This is a genomic window from Cryobacterium shii (assembly GCF_004402595.1).
Lineage (GTDB): Bacteria > Actinomycetota > Actinomycetes > Actinomycetales > Microbacteriaceae > Cryobacterium > Cryobacterium shii.
In genome coordinates this window covers 1-22,690 of sequence record NZ_SOFY01000033.1, presented here as the reverse complement: position 1 = coordinate 22,690, position 22,690 = coordinate 1, and the positions used below count along the sequence as shown (strand labels likewise).

General features: G+C 69.0%; 17 protein-coding genes, 2 tRNA genes and 1 pseudogene. 14 read left to right on the top strand and 6 right to left on the bottom strand.

All coding sequences use genetic code 11. The annotated features are described in order from the left end of the window. Positions 1-56: 56 nt before the first annotated feature. Positions 57-1,721 carry a glycoside hydrolase family 13 protein gene (locus E3O49_RS07220; protein ID WP_241976021.1) on the bottom strand — a complete coding sequence of 555 codons (1,665 nt, stop codon included), beginning with the start codon at positions 1,719-1,721 and terminating at the stop codon, positions 57-59. A gap of 173 nt (positions 1,722-1,894) precedes the next feature. Between E3O49_RS07220 and E3O49_RS07215 the strand changes: the two genes are divergently transcribed. The 6 genes from E3O49_RS07215 to E3O49_RS07190 all read left to right on the top strand — a co-directional run bounded on the left by E3O49_RS07215 (position 1,895) and on the right by E3O49_RS07190 (position 8,024). Next, entirely contained in the window at positions 1,895-3,127 is a 1,233-nt protein-coding gene (locus tag E3O49_RS07215; protein ID WP_134366206.1) for a sugar ABC transporter substrate-binding protein, read from the top strand. 182 nt (positions 3,128-3,309) lie between these two features. After that, positions 3,310-4,968 carry an ABC transporter permease subunit gene (locus E3O49_RS07210; protein ID WP_134411280.1) on the top strand — a complete coding sequence of 553 codons (1,659 nt, stop codon included), beginning with the start codon at positions 3,310-3,312 and terminating at the stop codon, positions 4,966-4,968. 1 nt (position 4,969) lies between these two features. Continuing rightward, a complete protein-coding gene (locus E3O49_RS07205) occupies positions 4,970-5,878 on the top strand; it encodes a sugar ABC transporter permease (protein ID WP_134366204.1) in 909 nt (302 codons plus the stop codon). 6 nt (positions 5,879-5,884) lie between these two features. Next, positions 5,885-7,759: a glycoside hydrolase family 13 protein gene (locus E3O49_RS07200; RefSeq protein ID WP_134366203.1), complete on the top strand. Its 1,875-nt coding sequence runs from the start codon at positions 5,885-5,887 to the stop codon at positions 7,757-7,759. A gap of 83 nt (positions 7,760-7,842) precedes the next feature. Continuing rightward, positions 7,843-7,914, top strand: a tRNA-Thr gene (locus tag E3O49_RS07195). Positions 7,915-7,947: 33 nt separating this feature from the next. After that, positions 7,948-8,024, top strand: a tRNA-Met gene (locus E3O49_RS07190). Between the two features lie 62 nt (positions 8,025-8,086). On the opposite strand, the gene E3O49_RS07185 is transcribed toward E3O49_RS07190, so the two are convergent. After that, on the bottom strand, positions 8,087-9,805 hold the full coding sequence (locus E3O49_RS07185) for an ABC1 kinase family protein (RefSeq protein WP_134366202.1): 1,719 nt from the start codon (positions 9,803-9,805) through the stop codon (positions 8,087-8,089). A 331-nt stretch (positions 9,806-10,136) separates the two neighbouring features. Here E3O49_RS07185 and E3O49_RS07180 point away from each other — a divergent pair. Continuing rightward, positions 10,137-12,151: pseudogene (locus tag E3O49_RS07180) on the top strand (putative bifunctional diguanylate cyclase/phosphodiesterase). A gap of 38 nt (positions 12,152-12,189) precedes the next feature. Here the strand turns inward: E3O49_RS07180 and E3O49_RS07170 are convergent. Continuing rightward, a complete protein-coding gene (locus E3O49_RS07170) occupies positions 12,190-12,474 on the bottom strand; it encodes a cupin domain-containing protein (protein WP_134366199.1) in 285 nt (94 codons plus the stop codon). Positions 12,475-12,581: 107 nt separating this feature from the next. Here E3O49_RS07170 and E3O49_RS07165 point away from each other — a divergent pair, with 107 nt between their 5' ends. After that, on the top strand, positions 12,582-13,271 hold the full coding sequence (locus E3O49_RS07165) for an NAD(P)H-hydrate epimerase (protein WP_241976026.1): 690 nt from the start codon (positions 12,582-12,584) through the stop codon (positions 13,269-13,271). Between the two features lie 149 nt (positions 13,272-13,420). After that, the gene (locus E3O49_RS07160; protein WP_134404320.1) at positions 13,421-13,600 is read left to right on the top strand and encodes a hypothetical protein; all 180 of its coding nucleotides are present in this window, start codon (positions 13,421-13,423) and stop codon (positions 13,598-13,600) included. A 4-nt stretch (positions 13,601-13,604) separates the two neighbouring features. On the opposite strand, the gene E3O49_RS07155 is transcribed toward E3O49_RS07160, so the two are convergent. Continuing rightward, the gene (locus E3O49_RS07155) at positions 13,605-14,363 is read right to left on the bottom strand and encodes a FadR/GntR family transcriptional regulator (RefSeq protein WP_241976031.1); all 759 of its coding nucleotides are present in this window, start codon (positions 14,361-14,363) and stop codon (positions 13,605-13,607) included. 236 nt (positions 14,364-14,599) lie between these two features. On the opposite strand from E3O49_RS07155, the gene E3O49_RS07150 reads away from it, so the two are divergent. The 4 genes from E3O49_RS07150 (at position 14,600) to E3O49_RS07135 (ending at position 18,974) form a co-directional block, all read left to right on the top strand. Continuing rightward, positions 14,600-15,499 carry a proline iminopeptidase-family hydrolase gene (locus tag E3O49_RS07150; protein WP_198416003.1) on the top strand — a complete coding sequence of 300 codons (900 nt, stop codon included), beginning with the start codon at positions 14,600-14,602 and terminating at the stop codon, positions 15,497-15,499. A 47-nt stretch (positions 15,500-15,546) separates the two neighbouring features. Continuing rightward, a complete protein-coding gene (locus E3O49_RS07145; RefSeq protein ID WP_134366195.1) occupies positions 15,547-16,983 on the top strand; it encodes an APC family permease in 1,437 nt (478 codons plus the stop codon). A gap of 3 nt (positions 16,984-16,986) precedes the next feature. Continuing rightward, positions 16,987-17,907, top strand: coding sequence for an acetamidase/formamidase family protein (locus tag E3O49_RS07140; protein ID WP_134366194.1), 921 nt, complete (start codon positions 16,987-16,989; stop codon positions 17,905-17,907). 110 nt (positions 17,908-18,017) lie between these two features. Then, positions 18,018-18,974, top strand: coding sequence for a DMT family transporter (locus tag E3O49_RS07135; RefSeq protein WP_134366193.1), 957 nt, complete (start codon positions 18,018-18,020; stop codon positions 18,972-18,974). Positions 18,975-18,992: 18 nt separating this feature from the next. Here the strand turns inward: E3O49_RS07135 and E3O49_RS07130 are convergent, their stop codons facing one another. Next, positions 18,993-19,955 carry an ornithine cyclodeaminase family protein gene (locus E3O49_RS07130; protein ID WP_134366192.1) on the bottom strand — a complete coding sequence of 321 codons (963 nt, stop codon included), beginning with the start codon at positions 19,953-19,955 and terminating at the stop codon, positions 18,993-18,995. Between the two features lie 311 nt (positions 19,956-20,266). Between E3O49_RS07130 and E3O49_RS07125 the strand changes: the two genes are divergently transcribed. Further along, a complete protein-coding gene (locus E3O49_RS07125) occupies positions 20,267-21,160 on the top strand; it encodes a carbohydrate kinase family protein (RefSeq protein ID WP_134366191.1) in 894 nt (297 codons plus the stop codon). A 452-nt stretch (positions 21,161-21,612) separates the two neighbouring features. Here the strand turns inward: E3O49_RS07125 and arsM are convergent, their stop codons facing one another. Then, positions 21,613-22,431, bottom strand: a complete 819-nt coding sequence (gene arsM / locus E3O49_RS07120; protein WP_134365134.1) for an arsenite methyltransferase — start codon at positions 22,429-22,431, stop codon at positions 21,613-21,615. Positions 22,432-22,690 lie beyond the last annotated feature (259 nt).

Genomic DNA, 22,690 nt, shown 5'->3' with positions numbered 1-22,690 from the left:
GGGCGCGCGGCCGGGCGTGCGGCCGGGCGTGCGGGCAGCCCGGCGGGCGGCAGGTCCTAGGCGCGCAGCCAGACCGTGGTGTCGCCGGGCAGCTTGCCGCCCGTGAGCGGGCCGCTGGCCAGCAGCACCTCGCCGACCGGCAGCGGGGCGGATGCGGCGCCCGTGTTCGCGAGCACCGTCACCGTTCCGTTGGTGAACGCCACGATCTCGTCACCGTGCCCGGCCAGCCAGCGCACCGAACCGAGTCCGAGCCGGAGCTCGCGGCGGAGGCGCAGTGCGAGCGTGTACAGCTCGAGGGTGGAATCGGCCACGCCGACCTGAGCGTCGCGGGCCAGCCCGGCCCACGAGGCCGGCTGCGGCAGCCAGCTGCGCGCCGAGGGGCCGAAGCCGTAGGAGGGGGCGGCTGCTTCCCAGGGGATCGGCACGCGGCATCCGTCTCGGCCGTAGCGCTCCCCGTTGGTGCGGAACCAGGTCGGGTCCTCGCGCGCGGAGTCCGGCAGGTCGATGACCTCGTGCAGGCCGAGTTCCTCGCCCTGGTAGAGGTAGCTGGAACCGGGCAGCGCGAGCATCAGCGCCGAGGCGGCGCGGGCGCGGTGCAGGCCGACCACGAGGTCGGGGAGATCGGGCGTCTTCGGCCCGATGCCGTGCCCCTGCAGGCTCTCGTGGTTGAGGGCGAGCCGGGAGGCGTGCCGCACGACGTCGTGGTTGGAGAGCACCCAGGTGCTGGGGGCTCCGACCTCGCCGAACGCGGCCAGGGAGTCGTCGATGACGCGCCGGAGGGCGACGCCGTTCCACGGGGTCTCGAGGTAGGCGAAGTTGAAGGCCTGGTGCATCTCGTCGGGGCGCACCCACTCGGCGACGTGGCTGAGCGGGTCGACCCAGGCCTCGGCCGCGAGGATGCGGTCGCCCGGGTATTCGTCCAGGATGAGGCGCCAGTCGCGATAGATCTCGTGCACGCCGTCCTGGGCCCAGTAGGGGGCGGTCGGGGCTGCGCCGGGGATGCTGCCGAGGTCGAGCACCGTCGCGCCGCCCATGCTGCCGCCCTCGACGGGGGTGTAGTCGGGGAGGCCGGCTTCCTTGATCATGCCGTGCGCGACATCCACCCGGAACCCGTCGGCGCCCCGGTCGAGCCAGAACCGCAGCACGTCGCGGAACTGCGCGCGCACCCACGGGTTGTCCCAGTCGAAGTCGGGCTGGGTGGTGTCGAAGAGGTGCAGGTACCACTGGCCGGGCGTGCCGTCGGGGTTGGTGATGCGAGTCCAGGCCTTGCCGCCGAAGACGGAGTCCCAGTTGTTCGGGGGCAGCTCGCCGTTCTCGCCGGAACCGTCGCGGAAGATGTAGTGCGCACGCTCGTCGCTGCCCTCCGGGGAGGCCAGGGCGGCCTGGAACCAGGGGTGCGCGCTCGAAGAGTGGTTGGGAACGAGATCGACGATGACACGGATGCCCAGATCATGCGCGGTGCGCTGCAGGATGTCGAAGTCGTCGAGAGTGCCGAACAGAGGGTCGACGTCGCAGTAGTCGGCGACGTCATACCCGGCGTCGCGCTGCGGGGACGTGTAGAACGGTGACAGCCAGATCGCGTCGATTCCGAGGTCGCGCAGGGCCGGTAGACGCCCGGTGATGCCGGCGAGGTCGCCCATCCCGTCGCCGTTGGCGTCCGCAAAGGATCGGGGATAAATCTGGTAGATAACGGCGGTACGCCACCATTCTGTGCCTGTCATGGGGAAAACATTACGGCATTTTCCACAGGGTGAAAGCGTTTGCATGACATCTCATTTAAACGAACTCTACAAAGATTTCCCCACTTTTTCCTCGTGAATTGCCAACCGACCTACGAGAAGATATAAATGTAAACGCTTGCACAATTGTCAATGTCCTTACGAAAGGCACACCAATGATGGTGAATAAGAAAGGCCTCCTCGCTGCTGGTGCAGTCGCGGTCGCCGCGTCCCTGGCCCTGGCCGGCTGCGCCGGAGGTTCAACCTCCGGAAGCTCCAAGTCCGATGCCGCTTCCAGCACCCTGACCGTCTGGGTCGACGCGGACCGCGCCGCCGTCCTCAAGGATGCGGCAGCCGCATTCACGAAGGAATCCGGCGTCAAGGTCAAGCTCGTCCAGAAGGACTTCGGAAAGATCCAGGAGGCGTTCATCGCCCAGGTTCCGACCGGCAAGGGCCCCGACATCACGATCGCCGCACACGACTGGCTGGGCAACTTCGTCAGCAACGGCGTCGTGCAGCCGGTCGAACTCGGCGACACCGTCGGCGACTACCAGAAGGTTGCCGTCACGGCCATGAGCGTCGAGGGCAAGACCTACGGCGTGCCGTACTCGATCGAGAACATCGCGCTCCTGCGCAACACGGCCCTCGCGCCCACCGCGCCGGCCACCTACGACGACATGATCGCCGCCGGCACAGCAGCCGGAACGGAATTCCCCTTCCTCGTGCAGGTCGGGCCGGAGTCCGACCCGTACCACCTGTACCCGTTCCAGACGTCCTTCGGCGCACCCGTCTTCGGCACCAACGCCGACGGCAGCTACAACCCCGACGACCTCTCCATCGGCAACGCCGGCGGCGAGGCCTACGCGGCCTGGCTGGCGAAAGAAGGAGCAGCAGGTCACCTGAGCGTGAACGTCACCGGCGACATCGCCAAGGAGAAGTTCAACTCCGGAGCCTCACCGTTCCTGATCACCGGCCCGTGGAACGTGCCGGACGCCCAGAAGGCCGGCATTGACGTGGCCGTCGACCCAATCCCGTCCGCCGGTGGCTCGCCCGCGCAGCCGTTCGTCGGCGTGCAGGGCTTCGTCGTCAGCGCCAAGTCCAAGAACGCCCTCGCGGCGAACGAGTTCCTGGTGAACTACATCGGTTCCGAGAAGGTCCAGACCGAGCTGTACAAGGTCGGCGGCCGCGCACCGGCACTGACCTCCGCGTTCGAGGCGGCCAGCTCCGACCCGATCACCGCCGGATTCGGCGCGGTAGCGGCCGAGGCCGTTCCCATGCCCAGCATCCCGCAGATGGGCAAGGTCTGGCAGTTCTGGGGCGTCACCGAGGCCGCGATCATCACCGGCGCCGGCGACCCCACGCAGCTCTGGCAGAAGATGACGGCCGACATCCAGGCCGCCATCAAGTAGTCGCTCCACCACGCAGCAGCTCCACCACGCGGTCCTGAAGGACCGCCCCGGCCTCTCTCCCTGAGGCCGGGGCAGTCCCCGGGGCTGCCCGGCCCGGCATCGGGCAGCACCACGCACCGCACGCACCGCACGCATCACCACGCATTACCACGCAGCTTAGGCACGGCAGAAAGCGGACGAAGATGACCACCACAGGCACCGAGCAGGGCGAAGCGCCGGTCACCCCACGGGGCGACGGGCCGGGCGAGTCACCCGTCGTTCAGACGTCGCGTTCGAAGCGTGCGGCCAGGGTCGCCGAGGCGGCATCCGTGGGCGTGAAAACGCTTCTGGTCAAGATCGCCCTGCTCTCCATCGTGGACGCGATCGGCGTCTACGCCCTGATGGTGCTCTTCCTCAAGCAGGACTGGGTCGTCTTCGGCGCCGTCCTGGTCGTTACCGCCGTCGTGAACTGGATCTACTTCAGCCGGTACAAGCTGCCGGCCAAGTACCTCGCTCCCGGCCTGATCTTCCTCCTGATCTTCCAGATCTTCGTCGTCGGCTACTCCGGCTACATCGCCTTCACCAACTACGGCACCGGCCACAACAGCACCAAGCAGGACGCGATCACCTCCCTGATCGTCTCGTCCCAGCAGCGCGTGCCCGACTCGCCCACCTTCGACCTGACCGTGCTCGAGAAGCTCGGCACGTTCAGCTTCCTGGTCACCGACCCCGACGGCACGGTCAGCGTGGGCAGCACGGATGTCCCGCTCACCCCCGTCACGAACGCGGAGGTCGACGACGCGGGCAAGGCCGTCGGGCTCTCCGGCTACACGCCGCTCAAGTTCAACGACATCGTCAGCAACCAGGAGGCCATCGCGGCCATCTCCGTGCCGCTCTCCGACGACCCCAACGACGGCACCCTCCGCACGCCGGACGGCTCCAGCGCCTACCTGTACCTGTCCGACCTCGTCTACGACGAAGCGGCCGGCACCATGACGAACACGACGACCAGCACCGTCTACGTCGACAACGGCAAGACCGGTTCATTCGTCGCCGCGGACGGCACCGAGCTGCTGCCCGGCTGGAAGGTCGAGGTCGGCCTGGCGAACTTCGCCAAGGCCTTCGGCTCCGAGTCGATTCGCGGCCCGCTGATCAGCGTGACCATCTGGACCTTCGCGTTCGCCCTGCTCTCGGTGCTGACCACGTTCGGGCTGGGCCTGTTCCTGGCCATCGTGTTCAACAACATGAAGATGCGCGGCCGCAATTTCTACCGTGTCGTGCTGATCCTGCCGTACGCGTTCCCCGCCTTCCTCTCCGCGCTGGTCTGGGCCGGCATGCTCAACCCCCAGTTCGGCTTCGTCAACCAGGTGCTGTTCGGCGGGGCCGAGATCCCCTGGCTGACCAACGAGTGGCTGGCGAAATTCAGCATCATCTTCGTCAACCTGTGGCTCGGGTTCCCCTACATGTTCCTGGTCTGCACGGGAGCGCTGCAATCGATTCCGGAGGAGATCCAGGAGGCCGCTACCGTGGACGGCGCCCGGCCCGGCCAGGTGTTCCGCCTGATCAAGCTGCCCCTGCTGCTGGTGTCCGTCGCCCCGCTGCTGATCTCGTCCTTCGCGTTCAACTTCAACAACTTCAACCTGATCTACATGCTCACCAACGGCGGGCCCAGGGACGTCACGGCCGGGGTGAACGTGGGTGCCACCGACATCCTGATCTCCATGGTCTACAAGGTGGCGTTCGTGGGGGCGAGCCGCGACTACGGGCTCGCCAGCGCGTTCTCGATCATCATCTTCCTCCTGGTCGCCCTCGTGTCGATCATCAGCTTCAAACAGACCAAGGCGCTAGAGGAGTTGAACTGACATGCGGATTGCAGCCCCCGAAACCAGCGACCTGTACATCCCGACGAAACGACCGTTCAGTTTCCGGCGGTGGTTCCTCGACACTGGCTGGCGGCACCTGATCGGTGTGGTCATGCTCGTCTTCTGCTCCTTCCCCCTGCTCTATGTGCTCTCCGCGTCGCTGCATCCGGGCGGCACGCTGATCACGGCCAACGGCCTGTTCAGCGAGGTGAACCTGGGCAGCTACCAGACCCTGTTCGACCTGCCCCAGCAGCCCTACGCGGCCTGGTACGGCAACACGCTGCTCATCGGCACCATCACCTCCGTCTGCACGGTGTTCCTCGGGGCACTCGCGGCGTATTCCTTTTCACGGATGCGTTTCGCCGGCCGCCGGGCCGGGTTGCTGATGCTCGTCCTGGTGCAGATGTTCCCGCAGCTGCTCGCGGTCGTGGCCATCTTCCTGCTGCTCAATGGCATCTCCGACATCTTCCCGATGATCGGTCTGGACTCCCAGATCGGCCTGATCATGGTCTACCTGGGCGGCGCCCTCGGCGTGAACACCTACCTGATGTACGGCTTCTTCAACACCATCCCGGCGTCCATCGACGAGGCCGCCAAGATCGACGGAGCCGGCCACGCCCGGATCTTCTTCACCATCATCCTGCGGCTGGTCGCGCCGATCCTCGCCGTCGTGGGGCTGCTCTCCTTCGTGGGAACGACCAACGAATTCGTGATCGCCAGCATCGTGCTGATCACGCCGGAGAAGCAGACCCTCGCGGTCGGCCTGTACCAGTTCGTCTCCCAGGAGTTCTCCAGCAACTACTCCGTCTTCGCGGCCGGGGCCGTGCTCGCGGCGCTGCCCGTGATGGCCCTGTTCCTCTGGCTGCAGAAGTACATCGTCGGCGGGCTGACCGCCGGATCGGTGAAGTAAGGAACCATGCTCTCCACGCTTGACCGGTCCCACGCACAGCCGCACCAACTCCCGCACCACGACGGCTCCCCGCTGTACGTGTCCGACCTGTCGCCCGCCCCCGGGGACAGGGTGCGGGTGCGGGTGCGCGTGCCGGAGTCCTTCGGGGTGGTCGCATCCGTGCATGTCCGGTCCACTCCCGACCAGGAGCCGCGTTTCGGCGCGGCCACGCTCCTCGGCGCGCAGGGCGGCTGGCAGTGGTGGGAGGCGGGCGTGGCGGTCGACAACCCGGTCACCGGTTACCGGTTCCTGATCACCCTGGACGACGGGAGCCACTGGTGGCTGAACGCCGCCGGGGTGCACGACATCGAGACGCTCGACTCGGCGGACTTCAAACTCGTCAGCCACCCGGCCGCACCGGACTGGGCCTCGTCCAGCGTGATCTACCAGATCTTCCCCGACCGCTTCGGCCGTTCGCCGGCCGCGGACCTGCGGCAGGCGCCCGCGTGGGGTCTGCCCGCGGCGTGGGAGGACGAGGTCGAGCAACTGCCGCCGGGCCGTTCGCACCAGTTCTACGGGGGAGACCTCGACGGCGTCATCGCCCACCTCGACCATTTGGAACGGCTCGGCGTCACCCTGCTCTACCTGACGCCCGTCTTCCCCGGCGGCTCCAACCACCGGTACGACGCGTCCAGCTTCCACGAGGTCGACCCGCTGCTCGGTGGCGACGAGGCCCTGGTGCGGCTGGTCGGTGCCGCGCACGAGCGCGGCTTCAAGATCATCGGCGACCTCACGTCGAACCACTCCGGAAACCGGCACGAGTGGTTCCGCGCCGCGCACCGCACTCCGGGTGCCGCCGAGAGCGCCTTCTACTACTGGCTGGACGAGCAGCAGGACGACTACGAAGCCTGGCTGGGTGTGCCCGCACTGCCGAAGTTCAACTGGAACTCCGTGGAGCTGCGCACCCGCTTCATCGAGGGCCCCGACTCGGTGGTCGGCAAGTGGCTGCGAAAGCCGTACAACCTGGACGGCTGGCGGATCGACGTGGCGAACATGACCGGCCGCCTCGGGGGCGAGGACCTGAACGCGGAGGTGAGGCAGACCATCCGTCGCACCATGATCGAGGCCAACCCCGACACGATCCTGCTCGCCGAATCGACCAACGACGCCTCGGGCGACTTCCAGGGCGACGCCTGGCACGGTGCGATGACCTACACGACGTTCACCCGCCCGGTCTGGAGCTGGCTCTCCAAACCGGACAGTCCCTCCCCGTACTTCGGGCTGCCCTACGGCACCATCCCGCAGAGCGACGGGCGGCAGTTCGTCGAAGCCCACACCCGGTTCACGGCCGGCTACCCGTGGCGCACCCGCCTGTCCACGATGAACGCCCTCGACACCCACGACACGCCTAGGTTCCGCACCCACGCGATCGACGGGGGAGTGCCCGTGGCCTTCGGGCTGAGCGCCACCCTGCCCGGCCTCCCGGTGGTCTTCGCCGGCGACGAGTTCGGCCTGGTCGGCGAGGACGGGGAGCACTCGCGCACCCCGATGCCCTGGGACACCGCCGCGGAACCCGACGTCGCCGCGACCATCGACCTGTACGCGGAGCTGATCCGCCTGCGCACGGGCCACCCGGCCCTGAACGGCGGCGGGATGCGGTGGCTGCACGTGGGCGCGGACGTGCTCGTCTACGTGCGGGAGGCGGAAGAGGAATCGGTGCTGCTGATGGCCGCCCGCTCCGCCTGCGAGGTGACCCTGCCGGAGGGTGCGGTGGCGGGGGCGGCGACCCGCCTCCTGGGAGCGGCCGAACTCACCGAGGAGACCGGGGGCATCCGTCTCACCGCGGACGGGCCGAGCTTCACGGCCTGGGCGCTGCCGGGCGCCCGGGCGCCCAAGAGGTGACCGCGGTCAGCGGGGAGGCCAACTTGGTGATAATATTTACCGGTTGCCGAAATTTGGCTTAGTTTTCCCTCGTGGATGGCTTTGCCCCCTTAGCTCATTGGTAGAGCACTTCCTTGGTAAGGAAGAGGTAGTGGGTCCGATTCCCACAGGGGGCTCTGGCTTGGAAGCTCTTGCAGCCGACAGGTCGTGGCGGGGTAGCTCAGTTGGTTAGAGCACACGGCTCATAATCGTGGTGTCGCGGGTTCAATTCCCGCTCCCGCTACCAGAACATACGAAGAAGGTCCCGCCTCAGGCGGGGCCTTCTTTCGTTGTCGCCCCGGACCCTGGTTAGTCGCGACTGCGGGTCACCAGCGAGTCGACGACAGCCGAGACCAGCAGAACCACGGATCCGGCGCCCAGGGTGAACCCGGCCGTCACGGTGCTGATGACCCGGGGATCCGCCGGCGCCGGGGCGGTCAGGTAGAGGAGCGACATCACCCCGGCCGCGGCTCCGACCAGTGCGAGCAGGCTCTGCCTGACCAGGCCCCTGAGCAGGCGCCGGTCGCTCTTGTCCGCGAGCAGCCGCACGTTGACGTTCAGCTGGCCGCTCTCCAGGGCGAGCCCGATCTGGTCGAACCGCCGTGGGAGGCGCCGCACGCTCGGGAGCAGGGCCAGCAGCTCGGTGGTCAGCAGCTCGCGCACATTGGCCGGCGCCAGCTGGTCCCGGATCTGCACATTGGCCAGCATCCGGGATTCCTCGAGCAGGTCGAACTCGGGCAGGGTGGATCGCAGGGTGCCTTCGAGCACGGCGAATGCCCGCGCCGCCGCCACGAACTCGGCCGGGATGCCCACCCCGTATCGGGTGAGGATGGCGACCAGGACATCCACGGTGAGCACGCTGACGCGCGCACCCGGGCCGAGGTCGAAGGTGATGAACGCGCTCAGCTCCCGCCGGAAGGCCTTCTCATCCGCCCCCTCGCGCAGGGGCGCGAGGGACAGCAGCCCGTCGGCGATGAGCTGGGTGTCCGACTGCAGGTAGGCGATCACCAGCTCCTGAATCGTCTCCCGCAGTTGCAGGTCGAGCCGGCCAACCGAGCCGAAATCGACCAGCGCGGGAGTTCCGTCCGCGAGCAGCATGATGTTGCCCGGGTGCAGGTCCGCGTGGAAGACGCCGTCGAACACGATCTGGCGCACGAAGGCGCTCAGCACGACGCGCATGGCGGCGCCCAGCTCGGCCCGGGGTGCTCCGACCCTCTCGTTCAGCTCGCTGAAGGTGTCCCCGACGAGGTATTCCATCACCAGCACGCGGTCGTTGGAGAGGCTTTCGAACAGCTCGGGCAGACGCAGCTCGCCGGGCCGGGGCCCTCTCAGCTGGAGTGCGCGCATGGCCGACAGGTTGCGGGCCTCCAGCCGGAAGTCCAGCTGGCGCACCAGGTCTGACGCATAGTCCTCAGCGACGGCCTTGATCCCGAGGCTCCGGGCCTGCGGCGACGTCAGGCTCAGCACGTTCGTCACCCGCAGGGCGATGGCGACGTCGCGTCGCAGCTCCGGCACGATTCCGGGGCGCTGCACCTTCACGGCCACGACGGTACCGTTCTTCAGCGTGGCCCGGTGCACCTGCCCGATGGATGCCGCGGCGATGGGTTCGGGATCGAACTCGGCGAAGACGCTGGCCAGGGGGGCGGCGAACTCTTCCTCGAGCATCCGCTGTACCTCGGCCCAGGGCGCCGGTTTTACGCTCTTCTGCAGTTGGGAGAGTGCGGCGACGAATTCCGCGGGCAGGAAATCGGATCGGGTGGAGAGCAGCTGGCCCATCTTCACGAAGGCTCCGCCGGCTTCCTCCAGCGCTGCCCGCAGGCCCTCGGCCTGCACGCTGCGAACGGATGCCCCGCTCGGCTCGGTCCCGAAGTCCAGCCGCCGGATCGGGAGCAGTCCGTTCTTTCGCGCGATGCGCACGAGCTCGGCGAAGCGCCGGCCGCGCTGGAGGAAGGGCCGCGGGGGAGCCGGGCGGCTCCGCTCCGCTGCCAGGGTCAGTTTCGGAATGGTGATTCCCCGTGCGCCGTCCACCGTCTCAAATCTCCTGTCCAACACCGGGACCCTGCGCCGCGTGCCGCCGGGTCGTGGACTCGCGCTCGCCCGGCGTAGCCTGCCGGTCGGCAGGAGATCCGGATTACAGCATGCCCGTTCAGGATGGGAGGCGGATGCGAACGAGCCGGGGGGAGCGATAGCCGCGTTCCCCCGGGTGCCGCCTGTTCTGGGGGCACCCCTCGGGGGCGAGCGGGTTCCGGGTCCGCTAACGTGAACCTAACGGACGCCGGGGGGCGGCGATGCAGCCGAATCGACGTGGGGGCCCTGCCGGGCGCGGTGGGGCACGGGGCCGCGGTGGCCGGTGTGGATCATGTGGCTGGCCTTGGGCGCCTACGTCATCGGCCTGGCGCTGCCGCGGAGCGGTTTCAACCCCGTGGTGGACATCGGGCTGGCCCTGTCGACGAGTTGGCTGGCCGCCGGAGTGTGCTGGGTGGGCGTGTTCCGCACCCGGTTCGCCGGCGATCACGTGCTGTGGGCGGCACTCGGCGTTTCCTTGATGGCGGTCGGCGACACGTATTACGTGCTCCTGACCGCGAGCGCCGGGCAGGAGCCGACCACGTCCCCGGCCGACGTGGCCTACCTGTTGTTCTACGCGACGATGCTGGCCGCCCTGGCCGCGCTCGTGCGACGTCAACTCCGGGGCCTGCCGGGGCCGATTCTGCTGGACAGCGCGGTGGGCTTTCTGGGAGCGGCCGCCTTCCTGGCCGTGGTGCTCGACCCCGTCCTGGAACCGGCCCTGGAGGGTCCTCCGTCGCTGGCGACGGCCGTGGCGGTGTCCTACCCGGCGTTCGACCTGCTCCTGATCGCAGCGATCGCCGGCATCGCGGCGGCGCCCGCCCTGCAGCTCGGCCGGGGCTGGATCCTGCTGGTTGGAGGTCTCGCGGTCTTTGCCGCCGCAGACGTCTGGGTTGCTCTGATGGACCTCACCGGCGGCTACGTGATCGGCACGCAGCTGGACGCGGGGTGGGCCTTGGGCATCACAATGATCGCGGCCTGGGTCGACCTGTCGGTGCGCCCCCGGCGGGACGGCCCGCCTGCCCGTGACGGCAGGTGGGCGCTGGCGGTACCCGCGGCGGCGACGGTGGTGGGACTCGGGATCCTCCTCGCGTCGAGTCGAACGCCGGTGTCGGAACCCGCGGTGGTCCTGGCCGGGGCAACCCTGGTCCTGGCGGCGGTGCGCACCCAGCTGGCGTTCCGGCAGCTGTGGAGGATGGCGGACCTGCGCGGCCTGGCCAGGACCGACGATCTCACCGGCCTGCCGAACCGACGGGCCCTGCATTCCGATGTTCCCCTTCGCCTGGGGGCACGGCAGGGCGGCCGCAATGCGCTGTTGCTGCTGGACCTGGACCGGTTCAAGGAAGTCAACGACAGCCTCGGTCATGACGTCGGAGATCTGCTGCTGATCCAGGTCGCGGCCCGATTGTCCCGGCAGGCGCGCAGCGGCGACCTCCTGGCCCGGTTGGGTGGCGATGAATTCGCGCTTCTTTTCGACGACGTCGGTGGCGATGACCGGCTGCGTACCCTGCAGGAGCTGCGCGCGGCGCTCGCCGAGGGCCAGCTGGTGCTGCACTACCAGCCCAAGATCGAGCTGGCCACGGGGCGGGTCCAGGGCGTCGAGGCCCCCGTTCGCTGGAATCACCCCGGCCGTGGGCTGCTGTATCCGGATGCGTTCCTGGCCATCGTCGAGGAATCCGGGTTGATGCACGAGATGACCGACGTCGTGCTCAGCCTGGCGCTGGACCAGGCGGCGATCTGGCAGGCGCAGGGCCGGATGCTCACGGTCGCGGTCAACCTGTCCGCCAGCTCCCTGGTCGATTCGGACCTGCCCGAACGGATCGGGGCCATGGTCGCGGCGCGCGGACTGCCCCCAGCGCCCTGATGGTGGAAATCACGGAAGAATTCCTGATGGACGACCGGGACCGGGCCCGGGACATCCTGACCCGGTTGAGGACGAGCGGTATCCGGGTGTCCGTCGACGATTTCGGCACCGGGTACAGTTCGCTGGCGTACCTGCGGGAGCTCCCGATCGACGAGCTCAAGCTGGACCGGTCCTTCGTCTTTCCCATGGCGGACGATCCGCGCGCCGCCGCGTTGGTGCGTTCCATCGTCGACCTTGCCCACAGCCTGGGGCTCAGGATGGTGGCCGAAGGCGTGGAGGACACCGTCGCCTACGACCAACTGACCGGCTACGGCTGCGACCAGGCCCAGGGCTTCCACATATGTCGGCCGGTTCCCGCCGACGAACTGGGCAGTTGGCTCGACGGGCGCCGCGTGCCGGCGGCGACCGGTCTCAGCCGGCGACCCGTCTCATCCGCTGACCGGTGACCGCTGACCCGTGACCACTGACCGCTTCGCCTGCGGTCCTACTTGAGCTCGATCTCGACGAAGGTGAACTCGGTCGTTCCCGGGTTGACCATGTTGTGCGTGCGCCCAGCCTCCCGGAAGTAGGAGACCCCGGCCACCAGTTCGCTGATGGAGTCGCCGTCCTTGGTCTCCATCAGGAGTCGGCCGGTGCTCTGCGGTACGACGAGGTAGTCCAGGGTGTGCAGGTGCGAGCCGGTTTCGGAACCGGGTGCAAAACGCCACTCGGTGACCTTCATGCGGGCGTTCTCAACCTGGACGGTGGCAACGGCGGGCGGACGGCTCATGGTTTTCCCCTCGCGGCCCCGGGGCCGGTTCGATCTGTTTCAGCGTGTGCCGCCACGGTAGCGGACTTTGGCCGCGCCGCGGAACACACCGGGCGTACTCTGGCGGCGTGCAGACCTATACCGCGGCCCAGGTGCGTGAGGCGGAGACGCCCTTTCTGGAGGCGGGCGTGCCCCTGATGGAACGGGCGGCGGCCGGCCTCGCCGCCGAGGCGGCGACCCTGCTCGGGGAACGCCGCGGGGCAGTGGCCGGCACCCGTGTGCTCGTGCTTGCGGGCGCCGGCAACAACGGCGGTGACGCCCTCCACGCGGGAGCGCTGCTCGCGGCACAGGGCGCTCGGGTGTCGATCGTGCCCACCGCGCCCCGCCTGCACGTGGCGGGCCTGGCCGCGGCCCTCGCGGCGGGGGCGCGGCTGTTTCCGCTGGAGGAACCGGGGCCCGCGCTGGCGGAGCGGGCGCGCAAATCCGACCTCATCCTGGACGGCATCCTCGGCACCGGCACGAGCGGTTCCTCCGCGCTTCGGGGGCGCGCCCGCGAGGTCGTGGCGGCCATCCTGCCCGTGCTGGGCGCCCGGGTGGCGCCCGTGGTGGTGGCGGTCGACCTGCCCAGCGGGATCGGCGTGGACGATGGCGCCGTTCCGGATGCCGCGGTGCTGCCCGCGAGGGTGACGGTGACGTTCGGGGGCTGCAAGGCCGGCCTGGTGCGGGAACCCGCCGCGGGCCTGGCCGGCCGGGTGATCGTGGTGGACATCGGAATCTGCGCCGAGCTCGAACGGATCGCGGCCCGCGACCGGGGCTAGGTCTACCCGGCCCCGCAATCCCCGCCGTCGCCCGTGGGGAGCACTTTCTGTGCTGTTTCCAAGGTCGGGGCCGTTGCATTCTGCCCGCGCCAGCGCCTGAATGTGGAAATAGGTATTCTTCACCGGCAGCGGCCAAGGGGGTCGAATTCGTGATAAAAGTTCTCCTGGCAAGTTTCGTCGCCCTGATCGGCCTGACCATGCTCCCCGGAGGCCTCGGGCCGCTCCTGGTTGTCCCGGTGTGGCTGATCTGGGAGGTCTCTGCAAGGGTGGACCGGTTGCGGTTCAGTCGCGATATGCAGCGGGAGTGGGAACTCCTGGTCGATTCCTGACCGTTCAGCCGGGGTGGGCGCCGGGTGACGACCATGCGTCGGGGGCGCCGGCCCTCTGCAGAGCGTCTTCCAGCAATTCGAGGTCGATGCGGGCATGCTTGAGGGCGATCGCGCTGGCGTCATCGGGGCGCTGCGCGCAGATCGCGTCGACGAGGTTCTCGTGGTCGGCGAGGGCGCGAAGCTCCATGGTACGCATCCCGGTCGTTGAGCCCCACAGGTGAGCCGGGGCGGCGATGCTGACCCGGGACTCCAGATCGAAGAGGACGGACTGGAGGGTCTCATTGTGGGCGGCCGCGCAGATCGCGATATGCAGTAGCTCATCGGCTCGCTGGGACTGCGGACCCGACTCGGCCTCCCGGAAAGCGGTCAGGCGCTGCCGCAGCTGCGTGACGTCCTCATCGGTGCGTTTCTCGGCGGCGGCCCGGGCGATCGTCCCCTGAAGTCGGCTTACCGCCTCGCAGGTGTCGCGGAGCACGTCCCAGCGCGCCGACAGCGTGCGGTGCACAGAGGCTTTGGATGACGAGGTCCACTGCTCGCGTACGAATGATCCACCGCCGCGCCCGCGCTGGGTTTCCAGCAGGCCCTGGCCGACCAGGCTGGCGATTGCGGCACGAACAGTCATCCGGCCCACGCGCAGGGAGGCCGCCAATTCGCGCTCGGACGGCAGCCGTGAGCCGGGAAGGTACTCGCCGATCGCGATGGCCGTGACCAGACGGTCGGTGATCTCGTCTGCCCGCGAGACGGCGGCCAGCGGAGTGCGCAAGGACCCAGCGGGGTCCGCGCCCGTTGTGCGACCGGAAGTCGAACGGCCGACCGTGGCTGCTCGCGGTGATTCGTCCAAGATGCCCCTTCCCTCCCCACTGGCCCCCGTTCGCGTGGGTGCGCATGTCCGAGGTGTAACGACCATATTAAGACACAAAGAATGGTCTTGTCACGAGACCTTTACTGCGCGATGATATCTCTCACCGTCCACCGACGGTCGTGACCCGGGGGAGAGCAGTGCCTGACATCAGTACCCGAACCGTGCCGTTCGGCGAGTGGGAAACCTGGGTTCGCATCACCGAACCCGACGAACCACGGGCCGGAGCCCTGCCCCTGGTCGTGCTGCACGGCGGCCCGGGAATGGCCCACGACTACCTGCGAAACCTCGACGAGCTCGCCAGCAGCGGGCGCACCGTCATCCACTACGACCAGCTCGGCTGCGGCAAGAGCACTCACCTGCCCGACGCGTCGGCGGACTTCTGGACGCCCCAGCTGTTCGTCGACGAGTTCGAGAATCTCGTCGCCGCCCTGGGGCTGGTCGACTACCACCTGCTCGGCCAGTCCTGGGGCGGGATGCTCGGTGCCGAGATCGCCACACGCCGACCGAACGGTCTGCGCAGCCTGTCGATCTGCAACTCTCCGGCCTCCATGGGCCTCTGGTCCGAGGGCGCTGCCGAGCTGCGTGCCCTGCTGCCGGAGGATGTGCAGGCGACGCTCACCCGGCACGAGGCTGCCGGTACCCTGATGCACCCCGATTACCTGGCCGCGTCCGAGGAGTTCTACCAGCGACACGTGTGCCGCGTCGTCCCTGTCCCGGATGACTTCCAGCGCAGCGTCGACCAGATGGAGGCCGACCCCACGGTCTACCACACCATGAACGGGCCCAACGAGTTCCACGTGGTCGGAACGCTCCGCACGTGGAACATCATCGACCGGCTCGACCAGATCGAGGCGTCGACGCTTGTGGTGGCCGGCGAATTCGACGAGGCAACCCCGATCACCTGGCAGCCGTTCCTCGACCGCATCTCCACAGTGACCAGCCATGTCTTTCCCGGAGCCAGCCACTGCACCCATCTGGAGCAGCCCGAGACGTTTCGATCCGTCATTGCTGCATTCCTGGCGCAGCACGAACACTGACCTTTCCCTCACGCCCGCCCCCGATCCCCAAGAGAAAGAGCATCCCGATGACAGCATCCCCGAGTTCGCCCGAGCTCAACGCGCAGGAACAGCTTGAGTCCTTCGGCTACAAGCAGCAGCTGAAACGCTCCGTCTCCACCACCGACCTGCTGATCTACGGTCTGATCTTCATGGTTCCGATTGCCCCATGGGCCATCTTCGGCACCGTCTACAACGCGGCGGAGGGCATGGTGCCCCTGGTCTACCTGATCGGTCTGATCGCCATGATCTTCACCGCGCTGGCCTACGCGCAGATGGCGAAATCGATCCCCCTGGCCGGTTCGGTCTTCTCCTACGTCGGCCGGGGCATCCACCCCACGGCGGGATTCTTCGCCGGCTGGGCCATCCTGCTCGACTACCTGCTCGTTCCCACCCTGCTCTACGTGTTTGCCGCCGAGTCGATGATCGGCATCTTCCCTGACTCCCCGCGCTGGGTGTGGGCGCTCCTCTTCGTTGCCGTCAACACCGTGATCAACCTCCTGGGGATCACCTCCATCAAACGGATGAACCGCATCTTCCTCGCGATCGAACTCGTGTTCGTCGTGATCTTTGTGATCATCGCCGTCACCGCGCTGACCAACGGTTCGGTCCCTGGCGCTGAATTCACCATCCTCCCGCTTTGGGACGCGAGCGCGGTGACCGGCCCGCTCATCGCCTCCGCGCTCTCGATCGCAGTGCTGAGTTTCCTCGGCTTCGACGGAATCTCCACGATGGCCGAGGAATCAACCGGGGGACGCAACTCCGCGGGGAAAGCCATGATCACGGCTCTGCTCATTGTCGCTTTCCTCTTCATCGTGCAGACCTGGCTGGCAAGCGCCCTCTCGGCGGGGCGAGCGTCATTCAGCGACAGTGAGGCCGGCAACGCGTTCTTCACCGTGGTCGAGGCTGCCTCCAGCAGTGGATGGGCGACAGCGTTCTTCGTGGTCAACGTGCTGGCCATCGGTATCGCGAACGCCATGGCCGCCCAGGCCGCGACCTCCCGGCTGCTGTTCTCGATGAGTCGGGACCGTCAGCTCCCCAAGTTCCTCAGCGAGATCAGCGGTCGTCAGGTCCCCCGGAACGCGATCCTCGTGGTCTCCGCTCTCTCGGCCGTCCTTGTGCTGTTCTTCGTGGGCCAGATCGACCTGATCGCTGCGCTGGTCAACTTCGGTGCGCTCTTCGGGTTCATGCTGCTGCACCTCTCGGTGATCGTGCACTACATCGTGCGCAAGAAGTCGACGAACTACCTGCTGCACCTGGTGGTGCCGGTCATCGGGTTCCTGATCATCGGCTACGTGCTGCTCAACGCGAGCCCGCTGGCCAAAATCGGCGGCGTGGTCTGGCTCGTGCTCGGTGTCGGAGTTTTCCTCTACTTTCGGCACGCGGGACGCAAGACCGCGCTCGAGGGCGAAATCGGTCCCGAGCCGCTCGCGTTTCCCGCGACCGGCGAACGAGCGGGGCTGTAGACCGTGGACCACTTTCTCGACAAGAGCCATGGTCAGCCGGGATTCTCGGCTGACCGGGAGCCCGCACTGCGGATCGTTCCCGGAACCGGGGAGCGGATCGGCTTCGAAACCAGTGACGAGGTGTACGAGCAGTTGCATGCGCACCACGACATGGCCCGACTCACCGTGCAGATCAACCCGGTGACAGGTCCGGTCTACGTCGAGGGCGCCGAACCCGGCGATGCCCTCGCGGTCACGATCCACGAGATCCGGTTGAAGGACTGGGGCTGGTCGGTCAGCCTGCCGGGATCGGGCGCGCTCCAGAACGTCATGGGCGAAGGCATGTTCACGCGCCGGGTTCCCATCGACGCGGCCGGTGTGCACGTCACGGACCGGCACGTCTTCCAACCGCTGCCGATGATCGGCTGCATCGGCACGGCGCCTGCTGTGGGCTCGAATTCGACGATCATGCCGTCCTACCCCCAGGGCGGGAACATGGACGTCACGGACTGCAGCCCGGGTTCGACGGTGTACCTGCCGGTCATGGTGGAGGGCGCCTATCTGTCGATCGGGGACATCCACGCGATCATGGCGGAGGGGGAGTCCTCCTTCGTCGCGATCGAGGCCGAGGGGATCGCCGTGGTCAGCATCGCCCTGGTGAAGGGGCTGGCGCTCCGGGCGCCCCGGGTGGAGACCGCGGAGGAGTGGATCTTCGTGGGGCTCGGTGATCCGGTGCAGGAGAGCATCAGGCGCGGCTACGAGGACATGTTCGGTTTCCTTGTGGAGGACCAGGGCTGGGAGGCCGGGGACGCCTACGCGGTCATGAGCGCCGTCGGTCACTCGCGCCTCGGCGGACCCACGGGTTCCGTCGCGCCGGACCCGCTGCATCCGTTCACCGCGGTCGGGGCCGTGACGGTGCACCGGCTGCCCAAGAGCGTGCTCTGACGCGGTGGCGGAACCCGACGTGCGGGTTCCGCCGCCGAGTGTCAGGCCGCGCCGGCCGAGGCGGAATGGGCCGTCTGGACTTAACGGACGCGGCCCGGGAGCATGGGCCCATGACCACTTTTGCGCGGCTCGGGCGCTACCGCATCGACGCCGTCCTGGTGCTGGTCGCTTTGGTCTGGGGCGGCAGCTACCTGGCCGCGAAGGTGCTGACCGAGCAGGCGAGCGTCGGCGCGGTGCTCGCCCTGCGCTTCCTGGTGGCCGCGCTCGCGCTTCTCGCCGTCTGGGCGCTGAGCCGGCCGCGGCCGCCGAGCAGGGCCGAGCTGGCCGTCGGCGTGCTGCTCGGGCTCACACAGGCGTCGATCCTGTGGCTGGAGACGGCCGGGGTGGCCGTCACCGCGGCCACGAACGCGGGCCTGATCATCAGCCTGACGATCATCCTCACGCCGATTCTGGAGTCGGTGGCGGCGCGCGACTGGCTGCCGCGGCCCTTCTTCGTGGCCGCGGTGCTGGCGGTCGTCGGGGTGGCGCTGCTCGTCTCCGGCAACGGATTCCACGCCCCGAACCCGGGGGACCTGCTCATGCTCGCGGCCGCGTTCGTGCGGGCCCTGCACGTCACCATGGTCGGCCGCCTGACCCGGGGCGGAGTCGCGGGCCAACGGCCGGGCACCCTCATGATCACGCTGGTGCAGGCCATCGTGGGCGCCGTCGTGTTCTCGGCAGCGGATGCGCCGGGCACGATGCGGGCGATCGGCGCGTTCGGCCCCGCCGCCTGGCTCGGGGTGCTCTACCTCGGCCTGGCCTGCAGCGTGTTCGCGTTCCTGGCGCAGACCTGGGCGATCCGGCGCACCTCGGCCGCGCGCGCCAGCCTGCTGATGGGCACCGAGCCGGTCTGGGCGGTGCTCGTCGGCGTGAGCCTCGGCAGTGAGAGTCTCGGTCCGGTGGCGGTGCTCGGGGCGGGGCTGATCATCGCGGGCACCTTCTGGGGGCAGCGCACTGAGCAGCGGCACCGGTTGAGCCCGGCGGCGACCCCGCCCGCGGTGCTCACCCGTGTGCGCGAGAGCGGGTGAATCGTCGGTTAGAGCGTCTCAGAGCGACGATTCACCCGCTCTCGCGGATGGGGGTGCCTGGCGGAAAACCGCCGCGGCGACGACCAGGTCTTCCCAGGACATGCCCGAGCTGGTGAAGACGCGGGGGCGCGAACGGTCCACGGTCACCTCGCCGGTCAGGATGGCGCAGAGCGGCACGAGCGACTCCGCGTCGATCACGCCGTCCCGGATCGGGATCAGTACGTCGCCGCCCTCCCGCAGTGCCACCTGGCTGTCCTCCACGACGACCTGCGCGCGCCCGATCAGGGCCGAGGGCAGCTCCCGGGCGTTGGGCTCGTGCGAACCGACCGCCACCGTGCAGGAGTCGACGGGCACCAGGTCGCCGTCGAACAGCGGGGTGCGGGCGGTGGTGGCGCAGACGATCAGTTGTGCATCCTGCACGGCGTCGGCGGTGCCCGTGCGGGCGGCCAACCCGCTGGCCTGAACCCGGTCGGCCAGGGCCTGGGCGCGACCGGGGTGCCGGCCGATCACGGTCACCCGCTCGAGCCGCCGGATGGCGCGCATCGCCTCGATGTGGCCCCACGCCTGCGGCCCCGAGCCGAAGACGACCAGGTGCGGGGCCTCGTCGGGCGCGAGCAGGTCGGCGGCGGCGGCGGACACGGCGGGGGTGCGCAGCGTGGTCAGCGCGATGCCGTCGAGGAGGGCGACGGGGCTGAGGTTCGCGGCATCCATCAGCAGGTAGACGCCCTGGATGCGCTCCTGGCCGAGGGCCGGGTTGCCGGGCGCGACCGTGGCGACCTTCACCCCGACGAACTCCGCGGACTGCGTCGGCATCAGCAGCAGTTGGCCGTTGGCCAGGCCCAGGATGCTGCGGCTGAAGTCGGAAGCCGGGTCGAGCCCGTCGCGCACGGCCGCCTGCAGAGCATGCACCGCCGCGCCGAAGCCCACCCGGGCGAAGATCTCCTCGGCTGAGATCCAGGGTATCGGTGAGTCGGAAGCCATGCTCCGACTGTACGTGGCACACCGGAAAGCGCCGCCTGACCCCATCGTCTTGGGGCAGTGAATGGTGGGGACAGGGCACCCCGATGATGTCCCGTCCCCGACTGGGGCGTTTCGGTCCGGTCTCGTCCGGACCCTGCAATCAGGGACTAAGGACCGGCATTCGGGGAACGCTCCTGCCTGTGCATGAGTGTAGGCCGGGTCGCTCTGCGGAGGAAGGGGTAGACAAACGGCCGGCAACGTTTTCGGCACCTGCCTGCCGCGCCTAAAGTGGTGTCAACGAGCCGAGCGCTCGCGACACACCGGGAGAACGAATGCCACAGACCCACCGCGTCGTCGTTGTCGGCGACGCCCTCATCGACGAGATGCGCGACCCGGAGTCCCTGCGCGAGTTCCCCGGCGGGGCCGCGCTCAACGTGGCGGTCGGCCTCGCGGTGCTGGGCGTGCCCACCACCCTGATCGCGATGGTCGGGGGCGACGCCGCCGGCGCGGTGCTGCGCGACTTCCTCGCCTCCCACGACGTCACCCTGGTCGCCACCCCCGGCCCGTTCGGCAGCTCGCGCGCGACCTCCGACCGCACCGACGGCGAGCCGACGTATGCGTTCAACGAGGCCGCGAAGAAGCGCCGGATCGAGTTCGGCCCGGCCGAGCGCGCGGCCCTCGACGCGGCGCGCCTGGTCGTCGTGAGCTGCTTCCCGTTCGACGACACGGCCCAGACGGATGCCTTCATCGCCGCCGTCTCCGAGCCGGAACAACGCCTCGTGATCGACCCGAACCCGCGTGCGGGCATGCTCGCCGACGCCGACCTGTTCGTGGCGAACTTCGAACGGATGGCCGCCCGGAGCCTGCTCACCAAGGTCGGCGACGAAGACGCCGAACTGCTCTACCGCAGCACGCTCGACGACCTGCGCCGGCGGCTGCTGGCGGCCGGAACGCAGACCGTGCTGGCCACGGCCGGGCGGGCCGGGGCATCCGTGGGTACCCGTGACGGCCTGCTCGTGAGCGAGCCGATCACGTCCCTGCCCGGCGCCGTGGTCGACACCATGGGCGCGGGCGACGCCACCCTCGCGTCGACGGTGCAGACCATGCTGACGCGGGGCGTGCCCACGGATGCCGCCGGCTGGCAATCCCTGCTGGCCGACGCCATGCTGATCGCGGCGGCCACCTGCCGCAGCGAGGGTGGCCTGCTGCGGGTGCCGACCGCCTGAGCGCCACTCGCCGCGGCTCGCCTGAGCGCCACTCGCCGCGGCTCGNGGCCTGCTGCGGGTGCCGACCGCCTGAGCGCCACTCGCCGCGGCTCGCCTGAGCGCCACTCGCCGCGGCTCGCCTGAGCGCCACTCGCCGCGGCTCGCCTGAGCGCCACTCGCCGCGGCTCGCCTGAGCGCCACCCGCCGCCACTCGCCGCCACTCGCCGCGGCTCGGCCTCGCCGCTGCCCTGCCCTGTCGCTGCTCCGCCGCTGCGCTGCCCGGATCCGGCCGCCCCTGATCCGCGGGTCTGCCTGCCGCTGAGGGGTCCCAAATCGACCTTCCCGGGCCCCCGGAAGGTCGATTTGGGACCCCTCACGTCGAGACGCGGGCCGCGTGGGTGCGACGCGGGCCGCGTGGGTGCGACGCGGGCCGCGTGGGTGCGACGCGGGGGAGGACGTTCCGGGTCTGCGGCTCAGTCGGCGACGACCGGCTTGACCGCGCGCACGATGGCGCCGTGCATGCCGTCGGCCACGTCGTGGGTCAGGGTCACACTCACCTGCTCGAAGCCCGCGCGGGAGAGCCCGGTCTCGTATTCCTCGATCGAGAGGGCGCCGGCGATGCAGCCCACGTGCGAGCCGCGTTCGGCCCTCTGGGCGGGCGTGAGGTGGTTCTCGGCGACGACGTCGGACACGCCGATGCGGCCGCCGGGACGCAGCACCCGGAACATCTCCGCGAGGACGGCGGGCTTGTCGGTCGACAGGTTGATCACGCAATTGGAGATGACGACGTCGACGCTCTCGGTGGGCAGCGGCACCTCTTCGATCGTGCCCTTGAGGAATTCGACGTTCTCCGCCTGGGCGGCGGCAGCGTTGCGGCGGGCCAGGTCGAGCATCTCGTCGGTCATGTCGAGTCCGTAGGCGAACCCGGTCGGGCCGACCCGTCGGGCGGAGAGGAGCACGTCGATGCCTCCGCCGGAGCCGAGGTCGAGCACGGTTTCGCCGGCCTGCAGGTCCGCGACCGCGGTCGGGTTTCCGCAGCCGAGGCTGGCCAGCACGGCGTCGCCCGGCAGACCGGCGGTGGCATCGAGGCCGTAGAGCACGGAGCCGAAGACCGCGCTCTCGTCGACCGCGCCCGGTCCGCAGCAGGAGTCCGGGGCATCCGTCGTGTCGGTGCTGCAGCAGGAGGCCGACGGGGCGAGCAGGGAGCTGCGCCCGGCCTCGGTCACCGACAGCGCCGCGCTCGCGTAGCGCGCCCGGACCTCGTCACGTACGGAATCAGCGGTGTCGCTCATGGTGTTCTCCCTTGGCTGGTCGCCGGGCAGCTGTCGCCCGGGTCTTATATTGATGTCTGTCGATGCAATCTACGTGAAAGATCGACAGTCGTCAATGTCTCCCGCCGTGAGGGGTCCCGAATCGACCTTCCCGGGCCGATCGAAGGTCGATTCGGGACCCCTCAGCGGATCGGGAGCGGGAGACGAGACGGATGCGGCGGCCAGGGCGCGGCGGGCCGGGCGGGGCGCGTCGCGACGGCGGGCCGGGCGGGGCGCGTCG

Coding starts and splice junctions, on each gene's coding strand:
- E3O49_RS07220 (WP_241976021.1), bottom strand. CDS start 1,721: ATGACAGGCACAGAATGGTGGCGTACCGCCGTTATCTACCAGATTTAT.
- E3O49_RS07215 (WP_134366206.1), top strand. CDS start 1,895: ATGATGGTGAATAAGAAAGGCCTCCTCGCTGCTGGTGCAGTCGCGGTC.
- E3O49_RS07210 (WP_134411280.1), top strand. CDS start 3,310: ATGACCACCACAGGCACCGAGCAGGGCGAAGCGCCGGTCACCCCACGG.
- E3O49_RS07205 (WP_134366204.1), top strand. CDS start 4,970: ATGCGGATTGCAGCCCCCGAAACCAGCGACCTGTACATCCCGACGAAA.
- E3O49_RS07200 (WP_134366203.1), top strand. CDS start 5,885: ATGCTCTCCACGCTTGACCGGTCCCACGCACAGCCGCACCAACTCCCG.
- E3O49_RS07170 (WP_134366199.1), bottom strand. CDS start 12,474: ATGAGCCGTCCGCCCGCCGTTGCCACCGTCCAGGTTGAGAACGCCCGC.
- E3O49_RS07145 (WP_134366195.1), top strand. CDS start 15,547: ATGACAGCATCCCCGAGTTCGCCCGAGCTCAACGCGCAGGAACAGCTT.
- E3O49_RS07135 (WP_134366193.1), top strand. CDS start 18,018: ATGACCACTTTTGCGCGGCTCGGGCGCTACCGCATCGACGCCGTCCTG.
- E3O49_RS07130 (WP_134366192.1), bottom strand. CDS start 19,955: ATGGCTTCCGACTCACCGATACCCTGGATCTCAGCCGAGGAGATCTTC.
- E3O49_RS07125 (WP_134366191.1), top strand. CDS start 20,267: ATGCCACAGACCCACCGCGTCGTCGTTGTCGGCGACGCCCTCATCGAC.
- arsM (WP_134365134.1), bottom strand. CDS start 22,431: ATGAGCGACACCGCTGATTCCGTACGTGACGAGGTCCGGGCGCGCTAC.